We start from the raw sequence: 22,917 nt of genomic DNA, 5'->3' as shown, positions 1-22,917 counted from the left end.
GGCACCATAGAGCAGGCACAGCTCCGCCTGCCCTTTCGCTGCTCAAGGATGATCCATGCCCGCTGCTTCCTCCCCCGCTGCTGTCTCTGACGTTATTGAACCCGGCTTTCTGGTGGTGCACGGCAATCGGCTGGAGTCGCTGCGCGATTTGGCGGTGAGCTGGATGCGCCGCGAGCCGCTGGCGCCGCTGGAAAACGAGGTGATTCTGGTCCAAAGCAACGGTATCAGCCAGTGGCTGAAGCTGGCGCTGGCGGCGGATGCACCCAACGGCGCGGGTATCGCGGCGGCGCTGGATATCACTTTGCCAGCGCGCTTTCTGTGGCAGGCCTATCGTGCAGTGCTGTCCCACAGCGAAGGCGAAGACGCCGTGCCTGAGGCGTCGCCGCTGGACAAGTCTCGATTGAGCTGGCGGCTGATGCGCCTGCTGCCCGAGCTGCTGACCGAGCCCGCCTTCCAGCCGCTGGCACACTTCTTGGCCGACGATGACGACCTGCGCAAGCGCTTCCAGCTGGCTGAGCGCTTGGCCGATCTGTTCGACCAATACCAAGTGTATCGTGCCGACTGGCTGGCGGCCTGGGCTGAAGGCCGCGATGAGCTGATCGACGCCCGGGGCCAAGCCAGGCTGCTGGATGCCGACCAATGCTGGCAGCCCGAGTTATGGCGTCGACTGCGTGACGGTATCGGCGACGAGGGGCTGAACACCAGCCGAGCGCTGATTCACCAGCGTTTTCTTGATGCCTGTCGCCAGTTGAAGCGAGGCCAACGTCCTGCTGGCCTGCCGCGTCGAGTGATCGTGTTCGGCATCTCGTCGCTACCCCGCCAGACGCTGGAGGCGCTGGCGGCCATGTCCCGGGTCAGTCAGGTGCTGCTGTGCGTGCACAACCCCTGCCGCCATTACTGGGCCGATATCATCGAGCATAAAGACCTGCTGCGCGCCGAGCGGCGCCGCCAGCGCCATCGCCCCGGCATGCCGCAGAACCTGGATGACACCGAGCTGCACCTGCACGCCCAGCCGCTGCTGGCCGCCTGGGGCAAGCAGGGCCGCGACTACCTGCGCTTGCTCGATGAGTTCGACGACCCGCACCACTATCAGGCACTGTTTGATGCCCGCTCGCTGCGTATCGATCTGTTCGACTCACCGCTGGATGAGGACAAGCCCACTGGCCTGTTACAGCAGCTGCAGGACGATATTCTTGAACTGCGCCCACCGCAGGAAACGCTGACCACCTGGCCAGCCGTCGATCCTCACCAGGATCACAGCCTGCGCTTTCACGTGGCTCACAGCGCGCTGCGCGAGGTCGAAATTCTTCACGACCAGCTGCTGGCTGCCTTTGACGCCGACCCCAGCCTGCGCCCACGCGATATCCTGGTCATGGTGCCGGATATCGAGGCCTACGCTGCTGCGGTTCAGGCGGTATTCGGGCGACTGCCTCTCAATGACCCGCGCCATATTCCCTTTACCCTCTCCGACCAGGCCAGCCGCCATCGCCAACCGCTGCTGATCGCACTGGAAAGCCTGCTACACCTGCCCGAGTCGCGGCTGACTATCAGTGACCTGCTGGACTTGCTGGAAGTCCCGGCGCTGCGCCAGCGCTTCGGCCTGGATACCGATGATCTCCCCACCCTGCGCCGCTGGGTCGAAGATGCCGGCATCCGCTGGGGGCTTAACGCCAAACAGCGCGCCCGGCTCGACCTGCCAGATGGGCTGACAGCCAATACCTGGGCCTTCGGCCTGCGGCGCCTACTGCTGGGCTATGCGGTAGGCCAGACGGCAGAGCTCTCAGCTATAAACGACCAGGACACATCCGGGCCATGGCACGATATCGAGCCCTACGGCGATATCGGTGGCCTGGAGGCGGCGCTGATCGGACCTCTTTCGGATCTCATCGACACCCTGCATCGCCACTGGCAGCAACTCAGCGAGCCGACCACCGCTGAGGAGTGGTGCCAGCGGCTGCGCGAGTTGCTGGCTGACTGCTTTGACGTTAACGACGAGGCAGATATTTCTACCCTCGCCCGCCTTGAAGAAGGCCTGGAACAGTGGCTGGAAGCCACCGAGGACGCCGGACTGACTGAGGCGCTGCCGCTGTCGGTGGTACGCGAACACTGGTTGACCGAAGTCGATCAAGCGCATCTTTCACAGCGCTTTTTGGCCGGTGCAGTCAACGTCGCTACTCTGATGCCCATGCGCGCCATCCCATTCCGTCATGTCTGCTTGTTGGGCATGAACGACGAGGACTACCCGCGCACCCAGCGCCCGCTGGATATCGATCTGATGGGCCAGGACTACCGCCCAGGTGACCGTTCGCGCCGCGACGACGACCGTTATCTGTTCTTGGAGGCATTGCTTTCGGCCCGGGAGCGGCTGCTGATCAGTTGGGTCGGACGCAGCATCCACGACAACGAACCCCAGCCGCCCTCAGTGCTGCTCGGCCAACTGCGAGACCACCTTGCTGCTGGCTGGCGGTTGGCTGGGGCTGATGAAACCCAAGGCCAGGAGAAAAACGCCAAGGCGCTATTGGCGGCACTGACTGTGGAGCATCCGCTTCAGCCCTTCAGCCGCGCCTACTTTCAGGATGATTCATCAGAAGCTGACAAGCGCCTGTTCAGCTACGCCAAAGAATGGCACGCCATTCACGCCGATACCTCGGGGCAAGTGCCGCACGATGAAACCGCCCCACTCCCAGCTTGGGAGCAAGAACGCCCGCTGACGCTTGGCCAACTGGGGAATTTCCTAAAGTCGCCAGCCAAGGCATTTTTCAACACACGGCTCGGGGTCTATCTGGATGTTGACGACACCGATACCCTGGAGCACGAACCGTTTGATCTGGACGGCCTGAGCATGTGGCAGCTTCAGGATTCGCTGGTGGCTGCTGGGCGAGTGGCCGCAGACCATGGCGAACACTACCTGCCTGCCGTTGAAGCCCGCCTACAGGGGCTTGAACGTGAAGGTCGCCTGGCCATGGGCGGCTTTGCCGCGCGCATGCGCGCGGAACTGATCGAGCCGCTAGACAAGATGTTCACGCTCTACGCCGAAGCGCTGGCCGACTGGCCCCATGACATTGCCCAGCCCGCAGCAATCAGCCTGCCGCTGGGGCACCGCGAACAGGACGCTAACCACGAACATCGCCTGGAGGACTGGCTCGACGGCCTGCGAGAAAACGATAACGGCGAATGCTGTCGGCTGGTATTAATGACCTCAAGCTTGGTCCGCAAAGGCAAGTATCAGTGGCGCAACTGGGTCGGCGCCTGGGTCGAACACCTGGCTGGACAACTGGCGGTCGGCTCCATGACCACCCGGCTGATTTCCCGCGCTGGCGATCACACCCTGGCACCACTGGCCGAAGACAACGCCCGCCACCGCCTGAACGCCATCGTCCATGCCTGGCAGGCCGGGATGAATGCACCACTGCCGCTGCCACTGGACAGCGCCTTCATGTGGATAGAACAAGGCGGCAATGCTGCCATGATGCAGCAATGCCTGGATGGCAGGGACGGCGAAGGTGACGCTGACGACGAGACGGCGACCAAGGCCTGGAACGCTGCACGCAAGCGCTATGAAGGCGATGATTACAACACCGGCGAGCGTGACCGCGATCCGTATCTGGCACGCCAGTGGCCCAGCTTTGAATCCGTCGTCACTGCCCGCGCCGCTGAGCGCCGTTTCAGCGAGCTGGCCGAGGTGCTATACGCTCCGCTGCATGACACAGTGAAGAACAACGCTGCCAAGGGAGACAACGCATGACGCCGCTGAACTCCATGGCGCAGCCATTGCACGGTAGCCACCTGATCGAGGCCAGCGCCGGCACCGGCAAGACGTTCACCATCGCCCTGCTGTATCTGCGCTTGGTGCTCGGGCCACGTGCCCCCGAAGACAAAGCCAGTTTCCCCCGGCCGCTTATGCCGCCGGAAATTCTGGTGATGACTTTCACCAACGCTGCCACGCGTGAGCTTCGCGACCGCATCCGCACACGGCTGGTCGAGGCGGCCACCGCTTTCTCTTTACAGTCACCCGAACACCCACCCGCCGCGCAACAGCCAGTGACCGGGGATCTGTTCGCCGAGCCAGTGCCTGTGGCCGCAGCACCCGCCAGCTCAGAGCTTGATCCTGCCCTGGCCGAGCTGCGCAACAGCTACCCGCAGGACAGCTGGCCGGCCTGCGCGCGCCGCCTGCGCTTGGCTGCCGAGTGGATGGACGAAGCCGCCGTTTCTACCATTCACTCCTGGTGCCACCGCATGCTGCGCGAACACGCTTTCGATAGCGGCAGCCTGTTCGCCTTGAACATGGAAATCGACCAGCGCCCATTGCAGGCCGAAGTGACCCGTGATTACTGGCGCACTTTTTACTATGCGTTGGACAGTGCTGCGCTGGAAACCGTTGCCCGCCACTGGACCACACCCGATGCTCTGGATGACAACCTGGCCAGACTGCGCCAGTATGCCACCGCCTTGCCCGCCGTTGGCCCGCCGACAGAGACCATTGCTGAACACAAGGCGCTCCTGGCCGAATTGAAAGCGCCCTGGACAACGTGGGCCGATGAACTTGAAGCCCTGCTTGAGGATGCCGCTGAACGGGGCGCTTTCCCCAAAGGAAAGATGAAGGTTAACCATCGGACTGGCTGGTTCCAGAAGATTCGCGACTGGGCACAAGACCCGAACCTAGTCAAACTGACGTTGACTGACACAGCCAGTAAACGCCTCACTCCTGAGGGGCTGGCTGAGATATGGAAAGACGGCGAAGCACCGCCGTCCCACCCTGCGCTAGATGCCCTGGTTGATTTGCCCCAGCAGCTGGATGAGCTGCCTGACGCTAAAAGCCAGCTACTGACTCACGCCGTGCACTGGACCAACCAACGCCTAACCGAACAGCAGCAGCGTCGCGCCGAATTGGGGCCGGATGACCTGCTAAAGCATCTGGACGCCGCCTTCAGCGGCCCTTCTGGCGACGTGCTGGCCGAGCGCATCCGCCGCCAGTTCCCGGTGGCACTGGTCGACGAATTCCAGGATACCGACCCAGTGCAGTACCGACTGTTCGAACGCGTCTACCTGCCAGCCAGCCAACGCGACGACTGCGGCTTGCTACTAATCGGCGACCCCAAGCAAGCCATCTACGCCTTTCGCGGCGCCGATATCTACACCTACCTGCAGGCGCGCCGCGACACCACGGGGCGCCACGTCACACTAGATACCAACTATCGCTCTACCCAGGACATGGTGGCTGCGGTCAATCACCTGTTCAGATACGCCGAAAACGCCGACCACGGTCGCGGCGCCTTTCTGTTCAAGGACGGCACTAACAACCCGCTGCCCTTTCATCAGGTCAAAGCCAAGGGCCGCAAAGACGCCCTGATGCGCAGTGCCACTCCTGAACAGCCGCGCAAGGCCCAACCGGCGCTGACCCTGTGGCATCTGGCTGCTGATCAGGAGCTCTCCAAAACCGTCTATATCAACGAGCTGGCCGAACGCTGCGCCAGCGAGATGACCCAGCTGCTACGTGAGGGCCAGGCTGGTCTAACGGGCTTCCAGAGTAACGACAATGCTGCGGAACAAGACAGCACTGCCTTCCGCCCGCTGGCGCCGTCGGACCTGGCAGTGCTGGTCAACAACGCCACAGAGGCCCGTGCCATTCGTCGCGCCCTGATGGCGCGGGCTGTGCGCAGCGTCTATCTGTCCGACAAAGACGGCGTCTTCGAAACCGCTGCCGCCAGCGAAATGCGCCTATGGCTGGCGGCCTGTGCCGCCCCGGATAACGAACATGCACTGCGCGCCGCCATGGCCACACCCAGCCTCGGCCTCAGTCTTGCCGACCTGGATGGCCTGAACGACCTTAACAACAGTGGTCACCACAGCGAACTGGCCTGGGAAGCCCGGGTCATGCAATTCCGCGACTATCACCAGCTATGGCAGCGGCGTGGTGTGTTGCCGATGCTGCACCAACTACTGGCCGACTTCGGCGTCGCGGCCCGCTTACTGGGCCTATCGGCAAGCCACCAGCAGGTCGCGGCGGAAGGCGAGCGCCACCTGACCGACCTGCTGCACTTAGGCGAGCTGCTGCAGCAGGCCAGCCAAGAGCTGGACGGTGAACACGCCCTGCTGCGCTGGCTGGACGAGGCCGTGACGGCTCCCGAGCAGCAGATCGACGCCCACCGGCTGCGCCTGGAAAGCGACGCTGACCTGGTGCAGGTGATCACCGTTCACAAGTCCAAAGGGCTGGAATACCCGCTGGTGTTTCTGCCATTCATCACCGCCTTCCGGCCGGCAAAAACAAGCGACTTACCGCTACGCTGGCATGACAGCGACGGCACCCTGCGCCTCTCGCTGACCGCAGACCCTGACGCCCAGCAACACACCGACCTGGAGCGCCTCGGTGAAGACCTGCGCAAGCTGTATGTGGCCCTGACCCGCGCCAGCCACGCCACCTGGCTGGGCCTTGCGCCGCTGAAAGACATGCAGCTCAGCGCCATCGGCCAGCTGATCGGCGGTGGAGAGCCCATCACACCAGACGGGCTTGGCCCGCTGCTGGAAGTTATGGTGGGCGACGAACAACCTGTGCATATCGCAGTGGCCCCAGAGGTTGATCCCACGCCTCTGCGTCCCTTAACAAAGAGTGCGCCGCTGACTCCGGCCCGTATGCCCAGCCGCCGGATTCGTGAGCACTGGTGGATCGCCAGCTACTCGGCGCTGAAATACGGTCCCCAGCAAGCGGGCGCCACGCCAGACGTCCTCCAGGAACCCTCCACCGCCGACGAAGCCACTGCACTTGAGGTCAGCGACGAGCCCAACGAACGGGGCCTTACCGACACTGACGTTATTGACACCACTGATCGCGCTGGCGGCTCGCTACACTATTTTCCCCGTGGCCCCTCGCCGGGGACCTTCCTGCACGGCCTACTGGAATGGGCCGCCAGCGAGGGCTTTTCACGTTTAGCCAACGACGCCGAGCGCCGCGACGACGGCTTGGCTCGGCGTGCCAACCGCCGCGGCTGGAGCGCGCAGATTCCCGCGCTGAGTCGCTGGCTGCCGACGCTACTCACGGCATCGCTGCCATTTCCGGGCAGCGAGACACCAATGAAACTGGCTGAGCTTGAGCACTTCCAGGTCGAGCTGGAGTTCTGGTTTGCCGCTCACCAAGTCAATAGCAACACTCTCGATCAGTTGGTCAGCCATCACACTCTTGGCGGTGTACCCCGCCCAGCGCTACTACCGGAAAGACTCAACGGTATGCTCAAAGGCTTTATCGACCTGGTGGTAGAGCACGATGGGCGCTATTACGTGGTGGACTGGAAATCCAACTATCTGGGCCGTGACGACGATGCCTATACGCCGGAAGCCATGCGCGACGCGGTGCTCGACAAGCGCTACGACCTGCAGTACTGCCTGTACCTGCTGGCACTGCACCGACTGCTGGCTTCGCGCCTGCCGGACTACGACATCGACCGCCATCTGGGCGGCGCCGTTTATGTGTTTCTGCGCGGCACTAAAGCAGTGTCCCGCGGTGTACACGCGGAACGTGTGCCTCGCCAGCTGATCGAAGCCCTCGACACTTTGTTCAGCGCCAGCCAGGAGACCATCACATGACGCCGCGGCCAGATACAAAACTGCGCAACTCCCAAGCGGCGGGTTCTCAAACCCACAGCGACGCCACAGCAGCACGCCACTGCCGTACGGCGCTGTTTGAACTGCTCGACCGCTGGGTAGAACGTGGCTGGCTACGCTCGTTGGACCGCGCCTTTGCGGCTTTCCTGTTGCGCGAAGTCAGCGACACATCCCCTTTGCTGCTGCTGGCGGCGGCACTGGCCAGCCACCAGCTGGGGCGCGGCCATGTGTGTCTTGATCTCGCCCAGACACTGGCCACGCCGGATCTGGCCCTGTCGCTACCGCCGGAGGGCGACAGCCTGGATGAGCCGCCGCCACTACCTAGTTACGTGATGGCGGGGCTGACACTTGATGAATGGCAATCTGCCTTGGCTCAACCTGCGCTGATTAGCAGCGGCCCAGGCAACACCCCGTTGGTGCTTGTTGGCCCTGGCAACAGCGCTGGCGATGACAGCAACCAGCGCCCGCGGCTGTATCTACGCCGCTACTGGCAGTACGAGCAGGAAATCCGCCATCAGCTCGACACAAGACTGAACGCGCCTGATGATGGTTTGGAGGCCTCCGCCAGCCCCGAGCGGCTGCGCCCACTGCTCGACACCCTGTTTGCGCAGCCCAGCCAGTTGCCTGATGAAATTGACTGGCAGAAGGTCGCCTGCGCCCTAGCCAGCCGCAGCCATTTTGCGGTGATTACCGGCGGGCCAGGTACCGGCAAAACCACCACCGTGGTGCGCTTGCTCACCCTGCTGCAGGCTCGCCAGCTGGGACTGGGCCTGCCAGCGCTGCGCATTCGCTTGGCCGCGCCCACAGGCAAGGCTGCGGCAAGGCTCAATGAGTCCATCGCTGGTCAGGTGGATCGCTTACCACTAAGCAGTCTGACGAGACAGATCAACCAACACACCTCGGATGAACCTCACAGCAGCGCAGCAAGCACGACTGCGCAACTGCAGGAAGCCATCCCCACGGAAGTCAGCACTCTGCACCGGCTGCTTGGCGCGCGTCCCGGAACGCGCCGCCTGCGTTATCACCGCCACCAGCCGCTACCGCTGGATGTGCTGGTGGTTGACGAAGCCTCGATGATCGACGTCAGCCTGATGGCGGCACTGCTTGATGCCCTACCGCACCATGCGCGACTAGTACTGCTTGGCGACAAGGACCAGTTGGCCTCGGTGGAAGCCGGCTCGGTGCTAGGCGACCTGTGCGCCCGGGCCGAGGCGGGTCACTATACGCCAGCCACCGCCAAGTGGCTGAGCGCCGCCAGCGGCCAGACCCTGTCTGAAAACATGCTTGACGCCAATGGCCAGCCGCTGGATCAGGCCATTACCATGCTGCGCTTGAGCCACCGATTTACCGCCGACAGCGGCGTGGGCCAACTGGCCGAGGCCATCAATTCAGGGGGCAGCAGCCCTGTCTCGCTGAACGAAATCTGGGCTACCAGCTATGCTGACCTTTCTCACCTGCGGGTAAAAAACGATGATCGCGCACGCCTTGCCCAACTAGCCCTCAGCGGCTATCCCGAGGGGTTTCCCCGCCACCCGGCTCACCCGGCAGTCGGCCAAGCGCTTCCCCCGGTGGGCTATCGTCACTACCTTGAGGTGATGCATAGCCAGCGCCCTACTCAGGACGCCCCCCCCGAGCGCTTTGATGACTGGGCCACAGACGTGCTGGCAGCCTACGGGCGTTTCCAGCTGCTGTGCGCCTTGCGCCGCGGCTCCTGGGGCGTGGAAGGGCTGAACCTTTGTGTCCGCGAAGCGCTGGCCAAGCAGGGGCTGATCAAACCGGGAAGCGAGCAAAGCCAATGGTACGCCGGTCGCCCGGTGTTGGTGACGGCTAACGACTATGGGCTGGGACTGATGAACGGCGATATTGGCATCACCCTGGAGCAGCCCCACCCCGATGCTCCCAACGACCACCTGCTGCGCGTGGCCTTCCCTGCCAGTGATGGCTCGGGGCATATCAAGTGGGTGTTGCCAGCACGCCTCAAAGCAGTAGAAACCGTGTTCGCCATGACAGTACACAAATCCCAGGGCTCAGAGTTTGACCACACGGCGCTGGTACTGCCCGATCTACCCAACCCGATTTTGACCCGCGAGCTGGTCTACACCGGCATCACCCGCGCCCGCCACTGGCTGACGCTGGTAGAGCCCGGCCGCGGGCAGCTCAATGATGCCGTCAAGCGCCGTGTGGTACGTGTCAGCGGGTTAAATATCAGATAAATCTGATGAAAACAACCACCGGAGCCAACAGGGGTCACATGCAATGAAAAATACCGTAGTACTGATTTCGCTGGGCGGCACCATCGCCAGCATTCCCGACAGCTCGGGACGAGCGGTTGCCGGGGCCCTTTCCGGCAAGGCGCTGATGGAGCAACTGAATATCCACAGCAGCGGCCCGGTTGAAGTGGTCACGCTCTACCAGAAAGCCAGCAACTCCATTACCACTGACGACCTGCTGCAGCTCAGGGCGCTGTGCCTTGAACTGTCACAGCGTGAAGAAGTCGCCGGCCTGGTGGTGTCACAAGGCACCGATACCCTGGAAGATACCGCCTACTTCCTCGATACCAGCCTGATGCTGCCAAACACTGCTGTGGTGGTCACCGGGGCCCAGCGTGTGCCTTACGTCCCCGGCTCGGATGCCGGCCCCAATCTACGCGATGCCATAAAGGTGGCAGGTGCATCCCAAGCACGCGGTGCTGGTACCCTTGTGGTGTTCAATGAGGAGGTCCATGCGGCCAGCACGGTGCGCAAGACCAGCAGCTATCAACTCAACGGCTTCGGCTCGCCGGGCATCGGCCCCGTGGGCTTTGTGGATGGTGATGAGGTAAGGCTATTCAAACAGTTACAGCGCCTGAGCGCCATCACCCCAGGTACCCAGCTGCCACGAGTGGATATCATGCCGGTGGCGGTTGGCGCGTCACCTGCCTTGCTTGAGGCGGCGGTGGCCAGCGGTGCCGAGGGGCTGGTCATTGACGCTATCGGTCGCGGGCATGTGCCGCCAGACTGGGTTGAGCCCCTTGGTGCTGTGATGAAAAGCGGCGTGCCAGTGGCAATCGCCTCTTCTACCTTTTTAGGCAATCTGGCCGAGGTCTATGAGTATCCGGGCTGTCTTGCCGAGATGGTGGCACTGGGGGCGCTCAAGACCAGCCACTTGAACGCCAGAAAAGCCAGGCTGCGGCTTATGTTAGCGCTGTCATGTGATATGCCCGTCGACCAGTCGCTGTTTTCATGACGGTTGAGCGGCGATTGCCAAAGCTAGCGACAAACACACTAACCAGGAGAAACCATGTCTTCTTATGATATCGCCGTAATTCCCGGTGACGGCGTCGGTGTCGATGTCACCCACGCAACGCGCAGCATACTCAAAACGGCCGCCGATCAATTTGGCTTCGGCCTGACGTTTTCCGAAGTCGACTGGGGCTGTGAATACTACCTTGAGCACGGGCAAATGATGCCCGACGACGGTCTAGCACGACTGGCACAGAGCGATGCGATTTTTCTGGGCGCGGTGGGCTGGCCTGAAAAAGTATCCGACAGCGTGTCGCTACACGGCCTGCTACTGCCGATCCGCAAGCACTTCGATCAGTTCGTGAACATGCGCCCCCACCGTCTGCTCGGTGGGGCCAATGGTCCGTTGAAGAAAACCGGCTTCGACATCCTGTGCATCCGAGAGAATACCGAGGGTGAATACTCCGGCGCCGGTGGCCGCGTGCATCTGGGCAGCCCGCAAGAAGTCGCAGTAGAAACATCCATCTTCACCCGCCACGGGGTCGAACGTATTCTGCGTTTTGGCTTCGAACAGGCGCGGCTGCGCTCCGGCAAGCTAGCCTCGGTGACCAAGTCCAACGCACAGAAATATTCCATGGTGTTCTGGGATGAGGTCACCGATGAATTGGCCGCCGAGTATCCCGACGTCACTGTGACGCGCTACCATGTCGACGCTATGGCTGCGCGCATGATCACCCATCCCGAAAGCCTGGACGTGATCGTCGCTTCCAACCTGTTCGGCGACATTCTCAGCGATATCGGCGCAGCCATTCAGGGCGGACTGGGATTCGCAGCATCTGCCAACATCAACCCGAACCGGCAGTTGCCTTCGATGTTTGAGCCCGTGCACGGCTCGGCGCCGGATATTGCCGGCCAGGGCAAGGCCAACCCGATCGCAGCCATCTGGTCCGGCGCGATGATGCTCGAACATCTGGGCGAAAAAGCGGCAGCCTCGGCCATCCTGAAAGCGCTGGATCAAGTATCCAGCGATACCCGACACTGCACACCGGACATGGGCGGCAATGCCAGTACCTCCGAGTTGACTGATGCGTTGATCAGCGCATTGCAATAAAGCACTGATGTTGCCCGGGTGGTGCGGCTACTTACCTTCCAGCGAAAGGGTATCGAGAATCTGCGGCACCACCTGTAACTCTTCCAGCAACTGCTCCACCCGCTGGCGGTCTTTTAGCGACTTGAGCAGGCTGCCGCCCTCAAAACGGTTCTCACGGGTGCCGACCGCGATCAACATCTGATTGTCCACAAAGGCGACGGACAGTGAGTTGGCCACGTCCATCATCTTCTGGTAAATCCATGACTGTTCAATCGCCTCGGCTTGGTCTGGCGGAAGCTCAGGGCTGGGGTTGAAGCGGGCAACCAGCTCCATCAACAGCTCCATGAAGCGAGGGTTGAGCAGATAGCGGGCCTCAACCTGATCGTTGGAATACACATGATACGACTGTGAGAACTTCGACTCTTCCAGATGGACACTTTCCAGCCGCGAGCCATCCAGGGCTGACTTGGGTAACAGGCTGAGGTGTGCCGAGTGCAACACTCGCGTTTCCCCGGTGAAGTTGCGGGGGAATTCGCTAATAAACAGCACACCGCGAAACAGCAGGTTTTTATTTTTATCGCTTGAGCTTTTCTGCTCTTTGTCCTGGTTGCTCCTGTCCCTGATTTCCACTTCACATAGCCGGAATCCTATCCCGTTGTACGTGCCGCTGATGCCGTCCTCCACCTGGGTACTGGTTTGCTGGCGGCGTCGAATCAACCTCAGATCATAAAACTGCTCTACCGGGAAATCCCTGGGCTTTTGAACATAGTCATAGCCAAGAAACCGGCACCCTGGCTCGACCAGCGCAGTTTTTACCAGCTGGCGCGTTTTGCGATAAGTCAGAAAAACGCCCAGGCCAGCTAAAGCGGCCACGGCAAGACCGGCCACCAGGACCATAGAGCTGGTAACGCCCTGGCTGTTAAGCCAGAAAAGCGCCACCAGGTCCAGCACCACCACAACACCGCCTGCTATCATCAACTTGACACCCAGACGGCGTTTTTCATCAAAACGCTCCAGCTGCGGCTCAATAGTGCCAGTGTAATATTCCACAAAGCCTTCCGGCAGGTTCTCCGCGCGTCCTGCGACTGCTGTATCAACCCTCATGACTGATTCCCCCGGTTACCCACATTGAGAAAATCATCCACATTGACGTTCTCGCGCTGCGCTTTGTCCTCCAGCTCGAAGAAAGGCATCGGCTCAACGCCGGCCATCCGCCCGATCAAGCTGCCGGGAAAAATCTGCACCGCAGTGTTCAAGCGCGTAACGGCGGCATTGTAGAAACGCCGTGCGGCGGCAATGTGCGCTTCGGCTTCGTTGAAATTCTGCTGCGCCTCGACAATGGTTTCGCTTGAGCGGAGGTCCGGGTAGTTTTCCGCCACCGCAAATATCTGCCGCATGCCCTGTTGCAGTCCACCCTCTGCCTCAAGGTGCTGTTTGACGTCACCGGCATTTTTTTCGTCGTAGGACACCCGGGCGCTGGTGCGCAGCTGGGTCACCTGCTCCAGCAGGTCGCGCTCATGGGTCATGTACTGACTGGCCAGCTTGAGCACATTGGGCAGCAGGTCGTGGCGCTTTTTCAGCTGCACATCAATGGAAGACAGCGCCTCAAGCACGCGGTTGCGCCGCTTTATTACAGCGACGTACCACAGGTAGGCAACGACACAGACAACGCAAACAAGCAGGGTGGCGGTCAGAAGCATGGGGGTATTTCCTGGTATGTTTAATTGAAGTTCAGCTGAAATTTTGCTGATAAAGCGCCAAGCAGGCGATACACAGCCTGCAGGATAACGAACCCTGATTTAAGTCAGACAATTCGAGGGTAACTAAAACAAGTCATCATTAACCCGTTCAAATGAACGGGAAGTACAGGAGGATAAACTGATGTCAGTCAGCACGGATCAGCGCTTGCACATCATCACCGGCGATATCACCACACTGGACGTCGATGCCATCGTCAACACCGCCAACCATAGCCTGCTAGGTGGTGGCGGCGTTGATGGAGCGATCCACCGCGCTGCCGGGCCACAGCTGAAAGCTGCCTGCCAGCGGCTGCGCGACAGTGACTGGCCAGACGGTTTGCCAGTTGGCCAAGTCGCGCTGACCGATGGCTTTCAGCTGCCGGCGCGCCATGTGATCCACACCGTAGGGCCGGTATATGACAAAAACGAAGATAAATCCGGACTACTGGCCGACTGTTATCGTCGTGCCCTGGTGTTAGCCGCCGAGTACAGCCTGCACAGCATTGCCTTTCCCGCCATTTCTACGGGCGTTTTCGGCTATCCATCCGAGGAAGCTGCCAAGGTCGTGCTAGCAGTCATGCGCGATGAGTTACCGAAGCACCCGGCATTCGAGGTCACGCTATGCTTTTTTAGCGAACAGGACACTGCCATGTGTCGATCTGTTGCTGGAGAGACGACATAATTTTTGCAGCAGGTCTGACAACAATTCTGACAACACCAACAAGTATACTTTGACTAATCGCATCAGCAGCGAACGGCAGGCAAAGATCAGTGTCCTCATGGCATAAGGATATTTTGGAGTATGCCATGCCTGCCAGCGCACCTTGCCGCCAGCCATCCCAAACGCTTTCACTAGAGAATCGGGCTTCAGCACACGCGTCTGCTGACCCGCATGCGGACACTGCTACAAACACTCATGCGAGCTCTGCTCTGCCACGCCCCTGTTCAAACTGGACCGGCTGGGGCCAGTGGCTGGCGCTGATTACCATGACGCTTGACCATGTCGCCCGTTATGTGGCGCCAGAAGCTTGGCAGATGAGCTGGGTAGGCAGCTCGGTGGGGCGCATTGCCTTTCCGTTGTTTGCGGGCATGGTGGCCTGGCATGCCTGTTTCAACACCCGTAACCCGCTGCGCTATGCGCGACGTATTCTGGTCATCGGCCTGGTAGCGCAGCTGCCCTACATGCTGATGCCGCGCTCAAGTGATGCACTGATCATCAACATCTGTTTCACGCTGTCGCTGGGCTTGGTGGGCGGTGTCTGGCTGTCGGGGCTGGGGCAGCGGCTTAGGCAAGAAAGCACTGCTGTATGGCGGCTCGGCGCAGAAATCGCCACCGCGGTGATGGTCTGGTGGCTGGCCGGCACTCTGACGGAGTATGGTCATCCGGGGCTGCTGCTAATTCCCGCCTACATGCTAGCCATGCAGCGCCTTCACCGCACTGATGTGACGCGCGATGGCGTGCCTGTCGCCGCCCTCAGCTGTTTACCGGTGCTGATCATCGGCGGGTTTATGAACAGCTCACTGATGGCCAAGTCGTTCACTCTGGGCACCTGTGTGCTGGTGCTGCTACTGGCGGCAGGCACCCATCGCCATATCCCCGAAATGATATGGCAGATGCCACGCCGTCTATGGCTCAGCTGGTACCCCGGCCACTTCGCCGTCATTGCCCTATGGCTTTTCCTCAGCGGCAACATTTAAGCGGCTCAAGTCGTGCAGCACACCGCTGCGCTCAGCATCGGTCAGGAATACCTTGAACGCTTGCCACAGTGGACTGCGATAGCGCTCGGGATGCCACACCAGTGAAAAGCGGCGGCGCAGGGACAGCGGCGTTTCCAGCGCAACCAACTCACCGCGCGCCAGCTCTCCGGCTACGCTAAGCCGTGACAGGCAGCTTGCACCCAGCCCAGCCACAACCGCCTGCTTGACCGCCTCGGTCTGATCCAGCGCCATGCGCACACGCGGCGTCAGCCCACGCCCACGCATGGCCTGCTCAAAAACGCTGCGCGTACCCGAACCCGGTTCACGCAGTATCCACGCCATGCTTTCAAGCTCGTCGCCGCACAGTGGCTCTCCCGCCGTGCTGTTATCAGCAAGCACCTGGCCCGGCGCAGCCACCACCACCAGACTGTCCTGGCACCAGGGTTCACTGACCAACACATTGTCGCGGCACTCGCCTTCAATCAGCCCAATATCGGCGTCCATCCCCAGCACATCATTGGCCACTTCGTGGCTATTACGCAGGCGCAGGCGCAGCTCAGCCGCGGGGTAAAGTTCGGTAAAACGTCCTGCGAGGGCGGGTAGCAGATAGGTACCGACCGTGGCACTGGCCGAAATGTTCAGGCTGCCGCGCAGGGTGCCTGACGGATCGCTGGCCGCGGCAACAAAGTCTGCCATGCCTTCCAGCAAGGCTTCGGCACGAGGCAGCAGCTCATCGCCCAGAGCGTTAAGCCTCAAGCGGCGCCCGGGGCGCTCAAACAGCGTGATGCCCAGCTGGCGCTCCAGGTCAGACAGCGCCTGGCTGGTAGCCGACTGCGACAGACACAGCTCCAGCGCGGCGGCGCTGACGGTGCCAAACCGCGCAACGGCGACGAATACCTGGAGCTGGCGAAAGGTGACGGCGGGTCCCATATCGGTTTTTCCGAAAAGCCACTTCGTTATTGGTTGATAACTATATCAGCTAGCAAGCCCTAGACTCGCTTCATCGACATATGACCATATCATTCCGAGCTATCACGGCCCGGGCTATCTCATTTCATACCAATGCATCACAAGGGGGGCGCTTCATGGTCCAAGGGCTAGTCTTATGCGCACTACTAACCGCGGCAGGATTCAGCCTTGCCCAGCTGCCAGCGCTGGCTAATAACGGTATCAGCCCGCTGGTTATCGCTTTGCTGCTGGGCATCGTCGCTGGTAACACGCCGCTGGCAGACAAGCTGCGCGACGCCGGCCCCGGCCTGAAGTTTTCCACCAGCCGCTTGCTACGTGGCGGTATTGTGTTGTTTGGCCTGTCGCTGACCATGCAGCAGATCACGGCTTTGGGACCGATGGTACTGGTCCTCGATGTGCTGGTGATTACTACGGTGCTAATCACCGGCTACTTTATCGGCACCCGAGTGCTGGGTATGGACCGTGAAACCACCCTGCTGACCAGTGCCGGCAGCGCCATCTGCGGTGCTGCCGCGGTATTGGCTACCGAATCCCTCATCCGCTCACGCCCTGCTGCTGCCTCCATGGCAGTCGCCACGGTGGTATTGTTCGGTACTCTGGCCATGCTGGTCTATCCACTGCTGTATCCGCTGATAGGCATGCAAGAAAGTCTGTTCGGCATATATATCGGCGCTACCATCCACGAAGTGGCTCAGGTGATCGCTGCCGGCGAGGCAGTCGGTCCCGAAGCGCTGACCAATGCAGTCATCGTCAAGCTGGTGCGGGTGATGATGCTGGTGCCCTTCCTGCTGATCGTAGGCCGGCTGTGGCTGCGCAGTCAGGCGGCCAGCACGGACGGCGCCAATGTCGGCGCCAGCCTGGCAGTCCCGTGGTTTGCCTTTGGCTTCATGGCCATGGTGGTGTTCAACAGCTTCATCGAGCTGCCCGCCTCGCTGCATCACAGCCTGGTTCTGGCAGGCCAGCTGGCGCTGACCATGGCCATGGCGGCGCTGGGCTTCAATACCCGACTCTCGACGCTGCGCGATCTGGGCCTGCGCCCTTTTATCCTGGCACTGACCCTATTTGTGCTGCTGGTCAGCGGCGGCTGGCTGGCCAGTACCCTGCTGGTGGGGTGAGCCGGGCTGACCCTGTTTTTCCTGCACAGCTAGTCGGTGGTTGTTTCAAAACTGCTGCCGGTATGGGGCTCGAAACTGAAATGTGACTCTGGCGCGTCCGGTACTAGCGCAGCGCAGACGCGCACCTTTTTCAGCAGCTCATCGTAGGTCCTGGCCACCAAGTTGATATGCGCCAGCTTACGACCGGGGCGCTCGCTTTTGCCGTAGCGATGCAGGTGCGCATCGGCCATGGCCAATACCGCGCTGTTATCCGCTTCCTGCCCGATCACATTGACCATGGCGGTAGGCTGGCGGGCACGGGTATCCCCCAGCGGCAGGCCCTGGATGGCACGCAGATGGTTTTCAAACTGGCTGGTCACCGCCCCGTCTTGGGTCCAGTGGCCGGAGTTATGCACCCGCGGTGCCATCTCGTTGGCCAGCAGGCTACCATCAGCGCACTGGAACAGCTCCAGGGTCAGCACACCGACATAGTCCAGCGCGTCAAGCAGCGAGCGGATATAACCGTCGGCAGTGCGCTGCACGTCATCCTCCAGATCAGGAACCGGTGCCAGCGAGTAACGCAGGATACCATTCACATGCTGGTTTTCTGCCATAGGATAGAACACCACCTCGCCATCGCGACCACGCACTGCAATGATCGACACTTCGCGCACGAAGTCCACGAAGGCTTCAACGATCAGCTGCGGATGGTTGATGCTGCGCCAGGCGTCACCCGCCTGAGCCGGATCGCGGATCACCGCCTGCCCCTTGCCGTCATAGCCTTCGGTCACCGACTTGGCCACTACCGGCGCACCCAGCTCACGCACTGCTGCTTCCAGAGATTCAGCGCTGTCCACCAGACGATAGGCCGGTGTCGGAATGCCTAACCGATCGAATAACGCCTTCTCTTCGGCGCGGTTCTGGCAGATACGGATCGCCTCGCTGGAGGGATACACCGGCTTGCGCTCCTCGATGGCCTGAACCAGCGCCACTGGTAAATGCTCGAACTCGTAGGTGACCAGATCCACCTTGCCGAGAAACGCCTCTAGATGACTCTGGTCGGTATCGATCATCACTTCGCCGATACCGGCGCTGGGGTTGCCAGTGGTATCAAGGAAGGTGAAGCGGTTGGCCAGCGGATAGCCTGCTAGCGCCAGCATACGGCCCAGCTGACCGGCACCCAGTACGCCGATGTTCATGGTATTTTCCTCACGGGTTACTCTTTTGATGAAGACCGCTCGTGGAGGGCCTTTCGTCAGACCTTTCTTAGGACGTTTATCAGGGCTCTGGGCGCGGATCAGGATGGTCTAGCACGCTTTGGGTCTGCTCGGCACGGAATGCCTCAACTGCGACACCGACTGAACTATCCTGCAAGCCTATGATCTGGCCTGCCAGCAACCCTGCATTGGTAGCACCGGCTTTACCGATCGCCAGGGTGCCCACCGCAACGCCGCCCGGCATCTGGGCGATAGACAGCAGCGAATCGAGCCCTTTCAGCGCTTTGGATTCTACCGGCACGCCAAGCACCGGTAACGCCGTCTGGGAGGCCACCATGCCCGGCAGATGGGCCGCGCCGCCGGCACCGGCAATAATCACCTGAATACCCCGGGCGCTGGCGCCCTTGGCGTAATCAAACAGCAAGTCTGGCGTACGATGGGCCGATACCACCCGGGCTTCATAGGCCACACCTAGCCGCTCGAGCATGGCCACCGCATGTTCCATGACCGGCCAGTCAGATTTTGATCCCATGATCACGCCAACCTGCGGCGCTTGAGTCTTCTCGGGCATCCGAGGCTCCTTGGAAATGAAATGACGTCTGGCTGACGCAATGACGGCGCACAGGGCAGACGATAAAGGGAAAGTTCCACATTCTACCAGAGCGACCGCAGGTGTTGCGTATGCTGTCTGCGTTCTTTATTGGCTAGGCAGCGCATGCTTAAATGTCACCCAATTGCTAAGTATCAGGGAACCAAACCTCTGAGTATCCGTCACTAAGGGGGCGCAACCCAGTCACCTGAACCAGGAACCCGACCATGAAGAAAGGATACGTCCTGCTAATTGCCACACTGAGCGCGTCACTCGCGCTGACCGCCTGTGACAGCAGCCAGGATGCCAACGAGGACGAAAGCAAGCCGTCTGCCCAGCAGATGCAAAGCGATGCCAGCGCTCAGGATACCGACAAAGCTGAGCAGCCTTCAGCGCCCTCGCAGACCCTCCGCCTGGAAGGTGACGTTGTCTTCTCGGCTACCGATATTTCAGTGCCCGATGATGCCGAGCTGACCATCAGCCTGAGAGACATTGCGCAGGCTGATGCACCCTCGGTACTTATTACCAGGACAACACTGAAGCCCGGCAATCAGGGCCCGGTGCGCTTTCAGCTCGACTACGACACCAGCGACATCGACCCCGAACATTCCCATGCCCTGCACGGTGAGCTGCGCAACGCCGCTGGTGAACTGCTATGGGTCAGCGCTAGCCGTCATAGCATCGATGTTGGCAATGGCGCCGATCACAACCCCGTTACGCTGACCCTTGAGCCAGTCCGCGCCGCTGATGCCATCGGCAGCATGCAAGACACACAGAAAACCATGCTGCAACCGCCCAATGGAAAACGCCCCCAGGACGATGGCAGCCTGGAAGCACTGGACAGCCAAGTAGAAAACATTCAGGAACCCAGCGCTTCAGCACAAAAAGAGTCTGCTGATGAAAGCGCCGGGGATGCCGACACCGCTGACAAGGTTGAAGAATGATTCAGCAGCTGATTTGACTGCTGAATCCCCACTGCCAGCGGCGATCAATCAGGCAGCAGCGGGCTGCTCCCGGCGGCTGACCAACCAGTTGCCAGCAAGGATCACCACCATGACTCCCACGCCCGCCATCTCGGCCACCAGGCTCGGGTAGAATACGCCAACGATGGCGGGCAACAGCACGACCCGTGATCCCCACGACAAGCGCGTGAACAGATACCCTTCCAATGCCGCAGCGAAGGCACCCAACGCCAGCAGCGCACTCAGGCCACTCCAGATCACCAACAGCACCGGGCCACCGACGATGATTTCTGGGTTGTAGACCATGAACAACGGTATCAGATACAGTCCCTTGGCAAACTTCCAGGCTTGGAAGCTGGTCGGCATCGGCTTGGCCCCGGCAATCGCTGCCCCGGCAAAACCAGCCAAGGCAATTGGCGGGGTGACATTGGAATCCTGGGAGTACCAGAACACCACCAAATGAGCGATCAGCAGCGGCACGCCAAACTCGTTAGCCAGCGCGGGACCCACCAGTACGATCAGCACGATGTAGCTGGCAGTTACCGGCAAACCCATGCCCAGCACCAGGCTCGCCAGCAGTATCATCACCAGCGCCAGCAGCAGGTTGCCACCAGAGAACGCCAGCATCATGGCCGAGAACTTCAGCCCTAGACCGGTCAGCCCTACCACCCCGACAATAATACCCGCCACCGCACAGGCCATTGAGACCGACACCGCATTACGCGCCCCGAGCTCCAGCCCCTGCAGCAGCTTGATGAAGCCGGTCCTGACCGCTTGCCATAGCCGTGGCGCCGTCACCGGTTCACCGCGCTTGGGCCCAACAAAGAAGAACCACACCGCAAAGCGCAGCACCGCCACCGCCAGCATGGTGATGATCGCATAATAGCCCACCCGCATCGGCGACATACTCATGACCAGCAGCCACACCAGCACTGCCAATGGCAGCAGGAAATGCCAGCCGGAGGCCATTACGTCACCCACCTTTGGCAGCTCATCTTTGCTCATGCCCTGCATGCCCTGCTTCAAAGCAATGATGTGCACGAACAGATAGACGGTACCGAAGTACATGATGGCCGGAAAGATGCTGACCTTGACCACGTCGAGATACGGTATCCGGGTGTACTCGGCGATCAGGAACGCCCCCGCGCCCATCAGCGGCGGCATGATCTGCCCACCAGTGGATGCTGCTGCTTCGATACCGCCGGCCTGCTCTGGCTTGTAGCCCAGACGCTTCATCAGCGGGATGGTAAAAGCCCCAGTGGTCACTACGTTAGCGATGGCGCTGCCGGAAATCGAGCCCATACCGGCCGAGGCAATAACCGCCGCCTTGGCCGGACCGCCGCGCTGCCGCCCGGTAGCGGCATAGGCCAGATCGATGAAGAACTTGCCCGCCCCGGTGATCTCAAGAAAGGCACCGAACAGCACGAAGATGAAGATATAGGTCGCCGCCACACCCATGGGCAGGCCAAAGATGCCTTCCTGCCCCAGATACAGCTGCCCTACCACCCGATCGATGTTGTAGCCGCGATGCTCGAGAATCCCCGGCAAAAATTCGCCAAGCCACGGCAGCTCCCCGCGTGGTCCAGCAAAGGCATAGAGGATGGCAATGATGCCGATTATCGTCATGCCCAGCCCTACCGCACGGCGACTGGCTTCAAGCACGGTGAGCGTGGCGATACAGCCGACCACAATATCGGTCTGACTCCAGAAGCCGGCACGCTGGAAGATGGCATCAAGGTTCAGGACCAGATAGCCGCCTGTAAGTACGGCACCGGCAAAGAACATCAGATCAATGCCACCACCAAGCAAGCCGCGCTTATGTGCGGGCCCGAATACCGGAAACATCAGAAAAGCCAGCATCATGATCAGCGCCAGGTGAATACTGCGCTGATAGAACAGGCCCAGTGGCTGAATACCCGCCGAGTAGAGCTGAAACAGCGACAGCGTTATCGCAACCAAGCTGATCAGCCACAGCATGGCCCGCGAGTGATTGGCCTGGCTACCTGGAATAACCGGGGAAACTGCCGTATCAGTCATGGTGATGTTCTCGTTGTTGCGGCGCTTTCGGAAGCGCTGCTCTTGTAGATGTCACAGGAGGTACTGTCTGTTAACTGAACGACAACGCCGCGCCCGGCGGCCAGCTCGCTCAGCGAAATCACTACGGGTGTGTTGCGATTTACGTCCGGCACCAGCAGTGGACAGCTTATGGCTTCAACCTTTTCCTGCAGCTCAATCAGCTCACTCAGTGTTGGCTGGCCGTGGCTGACCAGTCGGTGGTTCACCTTGTCACTGCCTACCCGCAGCCGGTAGCGGCTTCCCAGCACCGGCTCGTTGATATCCTCAATCCAGTAACCGCCTTGGCCGTCAGAGAGCTGGCGACCACGGCCAGGAATATGATCCAGCCCGGCGGCAAAATCCGGCAAGTGGCTGCGCTCAAGCAGCATCTGGCCGGCCAGGTTGCGATAGCAATCGTGCACCGTGAAGCCCTCGACTGAATGGTTCCAGGCCAGGCACCAGCCTGCGCCGTCAGTCACTGGAAGACTTACCAACAGCGTATTGTCAGGCCCGATCACCTGCAACCACCAACCGCCGCTGCTTTTTTCCGGTTCGGGCGGTTTGCCCTGCGCCTGCAACGGCATGGCCAGCCATTGGCAAAGCGCGGCAACCAGCAACAAGAGGGCGAGCCTTTCGGCTCGCCCTCGATCAACGACCTTCACCAGTGCCGTCATGTTGACGAGCCGC

Annotated in this window: 16 protein-coding genes; 9 read left to right on the top strand and 7 right to left on the bottom strand. The window is 60.9% G+C overall.

Annotation, left to right across the window (positions count from 1 at the left end; all coding sequences use genetic code 11):
* Positions 1-55: 55 nt before the first annotated feature.
* The 5 genes from recC to ACTH3D_RS00275 are packed head-to-tail and all read left to right on the top strand — an operon-like array spanning position 56 to position 11,928.
* On the top strand, positions 56-3,745 hold the full coding sequence (recC, locus tag ACTH3D_RS00295) for an exodeoxyribonuclease V subunit gamma (RefSeq protein WP_441664051.1): 3,690 nt from the start codon (positions 56-58) through the stop codon (positions 3,743-3,745).
* On the top strand, positions 3,742-7,578 hold the full coding sequence (recB, locus tag ACTH3D_RS00290; protein ID WP_441664049.1) for an exodeoxyribonuclease V subunit beta: 3,837 nt from the start codon (positions 3,742-3,744) through the stop codon (positions 7,576-7,578). Before recC ends, recB begins: the two co-directional genes overlap by 4 nt.
* Positions 7,575-9,809, top strand: a complete 2,235-nt coding sequence (gene recD, locus ACTH3D_RS00285) for an exodeoxyribonuclease V subunit alpha (protein WP_441664047.1) — start codon at positions 7,575-7,577, stop codon at positions 9,807-9,809. Before recB ends, recD begins: the two co-directional genes overlap by 4 nt.
* Before the next feature lie 43 nt (positions 9,810-9,852).
* On the top strand, positions 9,853-10,821 hold the full coding sequence (locus tag ACTH3D_RS00280; protein ID WP_441664045.1) for an asparaginase: 969 nt from the start codon (positions 9,853-9,855) through the stop codon (positions 10,819-10,821).
* A gap of 54 nt (positions 10,822-10,875) precedes the next feature.
* Complete coding sequence (locus tag ACTH3D_RS00275) at positions 10,876-11,928, top strand: tartrate dehydrogenase (protein WP_441664043.1); 1,053 nt, start codon at positions 10,876-10,878, stop codon at positions 11,926-11,928.
* 27 nt (positions 11,929-11,955) lie between these two features.
* Here ACTH3D_RS00275 and ACTH3D_RS00270 read toward each other — a convergent pair whose 3' ends face one another.
* The gene (locus tag ACTH3D_RS00270) at positions 11,956-13,011 is read right to left on the bottom strand and encodes a DUF3137 domain-containing protein (RefSeq protein ID WP_441664041.1); all 1,056 of its coding nucleotides are present in this window, start codon (positions 13,009-13,011) and stop codon (positions 11,956-11,958) included.
* Positions 13,008-13,607 (bottom strand): LemA family protein, encoded by a 600-nt coding sequence (locus ACTH3D_RS00265; RefSeq protein ID WP_441664039.1) that lies wholly within the window; start codon positions 13,605-13,607, stop codon positions 13,008-13,010. The genes ACTH3D_RS00270 and ACTH3D_RS00265 overlap by 4 nt, the downstream gene beginning before the upstream one ends.
* Before the next feature lie 181 nt (positions 13,608-13,788).
* On the opposite strand from ACTH3D_RS00265, the gene ACTH3D_RS00260 reads away from it, so the two are divergent.
* Both ACTH3D_RS00260 and ACTH3D_RS00255 read left to right on the top strand, forming a co-directional pair.
* On the top strand, positions 13,789-14,328 hold the full coding sequence (locus ACTH3D_RS00260; protein ID WP_441664037.1) for an O-acetyl-ADP-ribose deacetylase: 540 nt from the start codon (positions 13,789-13,791) through the stop codon (positions 14,326-14,328).
* A 305-nt stretch (positions 14,329-14,633) separates the two neighbouring features.
* Entirely contained in the window at positions 14,634-15,344 is a 711-nt protein-coding gene (locus tag ACTH3D_RS00255; protein ID WP_441664035.1) for a TraX family protein, read from the top strand.
* On the opposite strand, the gene ACTH3D_RS00250 is transcribed toward ACTH3D_RS00255, so the two are convergent.
* Positions 15,315-16,274, bottom strand: a complete 960-nt coding sequence (locus ACTH3D_RS00250; protein WP_441664033.1) for a LysR substrate-binding domain-containing protein — start codon at positions 16,272-16,274, stop codon at positions 15,315-15,317. The two genes, ACTH3D_RS00255 and ACTH3D_RS00250, sit on opposite strands and share 30 nt — an antisense overlap.
* Before the next feature lie 155 nt (positions 16,275-16,429).
* On the opposite strand from ACTH3D_RS00250, the gene ACTH3D_RS00245 reads away from it, so the two are divergent.
* Positions 16,430-17,428: a YeiH family protein gene (locus ACTH3D_RS00245; RefSeq protein ID WP_441664031.1), complete on the top strand. Its 999-nt coding sequence runs from the start codon at positions 16,430-16,432 to the stop codon at positions 17,426-17,428.
* A gap of 29 nt (positions 17,429-17,457) precedes the next feature.
* Here ACTH3D_RS00245 and ACTH3D_RS00240 read toward each other — a convergent pair whose 3' ends face one another.
* Complete coding sequence (locus tag ACTH3D_RS00240) at positions 17,458-18,606, bottom strand: 5-(carboxyamino)imidazole ribonucleotide synthase (RefSeq protein ID WP_441664029.1); 1,149 nt, start codon at positions 18,604-18,606, stop codon at positions 17,458-17,460.
* Between the two features lie 79 nt (positions 18,607-18,685).
* Positions 18,686-19,195, bottom strand: coding sequence for a 5-(carboxyamino)imidazole ribonucleotide mutase (gene purE / locus ACTH3D_RS00235; protein ID WP_441664027.1), 510 nt, complete (start codon positions 19,193-19,195; stop codon positions 18,686-18,688).
* Between the two features lie 245 nt (positions 19,196-19,440).
* On the opposite strand from purE, the gene ACTH3D_RS00230 reads away from it, so the two are divergent.
* Positions 19,441-20,157 (top strand): YbaY family lipoprotein, encoded by a 717-nt coding sequence (locus tag ACTH3D_RS00230; protein ID WP_441664025.1) that lies wholly within the window; start codon positions 19,441-19,443, stop codon positions 20,155-20,157.
* Between the two features lie 48 nt (positions 20,158-20,205).
* Here the strand turns inward: ACTH3D_RS00230 and ACTH3D_RS00225 are convergent, their stop codons facing one another.
* A complete protein-coding gene (locus ACTH3D_RS00225) occupies positions 20,206-22,212 on the bottom strand; it encodes a TRAP transporter permease (protein ID WP_441664023.1) in 2,007 nt (668 codons plus the stop codon).
* Positions 22,209-22,904: a DUF1850 domain-containing protein gene (locus tag ACTH3D_RS00220; RefSeq protein WP_441664021.1), complete on the bottom strand. Its 696-nt coding sequence runs from the start codon at positions 22,902-22,904 to the stop codon at positions 22,209-22,211. Before ACTH3D_RS00220 ends, ACTH3D_RS00225 begins: the two co-directional genes overlap by 4 nt.
* Positions 22,905-22,917 lie beyond the last annotated feature (13 nt).

This window comes from Halomonas sp. (assembly GCF_052095765.1).
GTDB lineage: Bacteria > Pseudomonadota > Gammaproteobacteria > Pseudomonadales > Halomonadaceae > Halomonas.
This window is presented reverse-complemented; position numbering and strand designations above follow the sequence as displayed.